Source organism: Candidatus Electronema sp. TJ, from assembly GCF_048287355.1.
In the GTDB taxonomy this organism is placed as follows: Bacteria; Desulfobacterota; Desulfobulbia; order Desulfobulbales; family Desulfobulbaceae; genus Electronema.
Genome location: NZ_JBLWEP010000006.1, coordinates 29,725 through 32,213 on the forward strand (window position 1 = coordinate 29,725; position 2,489 = coordinate 32,213).

General features: G+C 53.4%; 4 protein-coding genes and 1 pseudogene. All 5 read left to right on the forward strand.

Features of this window, described 5'->3' with window-relative positions:
• The first annotated feature begins 373 nt into the window (after positions 1 to 373).
• Positions 374 to 1,030 carry a Yip1 family protein gene (locus ACNKID_RS01050; RefSeq protein WP_417911576.1) on the forward strand — a complete coding sequence of 219 codons (657 nt, stop codon included), beginning with the start codon at positions 374 to 376 and terminating at the stop codon, positions 1,028 to 1,030.
• A 136-nt stretch (positions 1,031 to 1,166) separates the two neighbouring features.
• Positions 1,167 to 1,326: pseudogene (locus ACNKID_RS01055) on the forward strand (antitoxin).
• On the forward strand, positions 1,310 to 1,606 hold the full coding sequence (locus tag ACNKID_RS01060) for a BrnT family toxin (RefSeq protein WP_417911577.1): 297 nt from the start codon (positions 1,310 to 1,312) through the stop codon (positions 1,604 to 1,606). Before ACNKID_RS01055 ends, ACNKID_RS01060 begins: the two are co-directional and overlap by 17 nt.
• A complete protein-coding gene (locus ACNKID_RS01065; protein WP_417911578.1) occupies positions 1,587 to 1,862 on the forward strand; it encodes a hypothetical protein in 276 nt (91 codons plus the stop codon). Before ACNKID_RS01060 ends, ACNKID_RS01065 begins: the two co-directional genes overlap by 20 nt.
• 165 nt (positions 1,863 to 2,027) lie before the next feature.
• Positions 2,028 to 2,378: a hypothetical protein gene (locus tag ACNKID_RS01070; protein ID WP_417911579.1), complete on the forward strand. Its 351-nt coding sequence runs from the start codon at positions 2,028 to 2,030 to the stop codon at positions 2,376 to 2,378.
• The last annotated feature ends 111 nt before the right edge of the window (positions 2,379 to 2,489 follow it).

Below are 2,489 nucleotides of genomic sequence, written 5' to 3' on the forward strand. Positions count from 1 at the left end.
CCTTAGAAAGAGAGACGCTATGAACTGGATGAAAAAGAACAATCCAGAGCTGAAGGATAAATGGCTGTATCTGTCAGGAAGCGAGTTCGGCATTTGCTTTGACAAGGACTTCAAAGTGATGTCCTGTCCGAGATAGAACCGACGGCTGTCTTGCGCCCTTCCGGGCTGCAATCCTGACAAAGACAGACAACAAGCGGCCCGGCTGCTGCGCACTGCATCCGGGCCGTTTCGTTTTCCCGCATTCCTCTTCCCGCCAACGCATATAAATCCCTCGGAGGAATATGCGTTCCTCCGCGCAGCTCTCCTCTTGACAAGCCGCCTCAACGCTTCGTATGCTGACAGGGCATTCCATAATCATAAACAAGGAGCAGACATGCCCGACACTAGCCCGGAACAGCTGAACCCTTGGTTCTCAGTCTGGACGCAGCCGCGAGACACTATTCAGCAGATCGTGGAGGAGAACCCTGAAGACATGGTTCTGCTTTTGGCAGTCATGCCCGCTTTAATGCAATGGCTCTATTATGTCGGCATCAGCATTCTGAGCAATCTCCCCTTGTCATCCATGTCATTGGCCATCAGCATAGCAGCTGGTGTAGTTCTCAGCATTGTGTTCCTTTATGTGAACGGCGCAGTGACGCGCTGGACAGGATTATGGTTTGGCGGCCACGCTCGATCAGAAAACATCCGCGCGGCAATTGCTTGGAGCATGGTTCCAGCAATCGCCGGACTCTCGCTGATGCTGCTCGGTGTTGCTTTGTCCGGGCTGACCATGCACACAGAAGCGCAGTCCGCAGACTGGGCAAGCAGAATGACATCCTTTACCCAGACAGTATTTATGTCGCTGCAGTGCGTGACCATGCTCTGGAGCGGTGTCATCTATATCAACATGCTCAGCCAAGTGCAGGGCTTTTCCATCTGGAAGGCTCTTGGCAATGCGCTGCTGTCTTTCCTGATCATCGGCTTTCTGGCTGCCGCCGCCTTGGTTTCGCTCTTCATAGTTGTTTTTGAAACAGGATACTTCAAGTTTTGAGAAACAATGCGGGCTGAGTCTCTCTCTGCACTGCGCCTGCGGCACTATTTGCTGATGCATTCTCCTGTTGACAAGGCCAGATACGCCTCTTAAACTGCATCACTCCCTGCAACCCTTGAATGAAGAGGACGCACTCATGCAGACAGCCAAGCTGTTCGTCAATGGACGCAGCCAAGCCGTAAAGCTGCCCAAAGGACAAGGTTTGGGAAACCTGCCTCAGCGGCCTCAACAGGTTCACAGATGACTTCATGACAAATGGGCGCGAGCAGCCGGGTGATTATGGAACTTGTTTTTGAATGGCATGAACGCAAGGCACGGGTGAACGTGCAAAAGCACGGCATCAGCTTTGAGGAAGCCAAAACCGTCTTTGCTGATCCCCTGCTTCTCACATATCCTGACGAGCTGCATTCGGAGAACGAGGACCGGTATATCAGCATAGGCCGGTCTGCTCGCGGGCAGACTCTTCTCGTCGTCCATACAGAAATGGAGGCCGGAAGAAAGCATGTGCTCCGTATTATCAGCAGTCGCAAAGCAACAAACCTTGAACGGAAAGCCTATGAAAACGCGGAAGAATGAAAGAGACCCGGACATGCTGCCGGAATACGATTTCAGCGGCAGGAAAGGCGTGCGCGGCAAGTATTGTCAGGCGTATCAGCAGGGTCATACGGTCAGAGTGCGGCAAGAGGACGGAACTGCTGTCACGCACTGTTTCACGCTGGAAGATGGAGCTGTGCTTCTGACACCGGATGTGCGGGAATATTTCCCTGACTCGGAAAGCGTCAACCGCGCCCTGCGCGGGCTGATTGCTCTGTTGCCGCATAAGGCCGCCTGATTGACCTTTTTTCTCCAATGCGCATTCCCCGCCGCGCAGCTCTGTTCTTGACAAATCTGGCCGCGCTCCGTATGCTGGCAGATATGTTCCTGCAAAAGGCAATCATGCAGATGCTGCTTGAGCAATCTGGCTCAAAATAGAGAAACAAACATGATGGAGGATGCAATGAAACGGTTCACAAGGACAATGCTGGTTTCCTGCGCCGTGCTTTCCGGCCTTGTCGGGGCTGACATCAATCCTGCCTTTGCGCAGCTGACAGAAACCTTTGCCAACCCGATGATCAAAGGCTATCGGCTGGATTTATGCCTGCACTGGGGCAAAGAATGCGGCCAGGCCGCTGCTGAAGCATGGTGCGGCAAGAAATTCGGCAAAGCCGACGGGCACGTGGTCGCATGGAAGATAGACCCGAACATTGGCGCGTCCTCGCCGACATATATCATGGGCGATGACACAGTCTGCAAAGAAAAATTCTGCGACGGCTTCAAATCCATCACCTGCGAGTACAGCTTGGATTAGAACAGTCATCCGACAGCCCGGATGCAACGCACCAGCAGCTGGGCTGTCTCATTTTTCTGCATCTCCTGCCCCCGAACACCCGCCTGAGAAAAACTCGATCCTGCGTTTGAG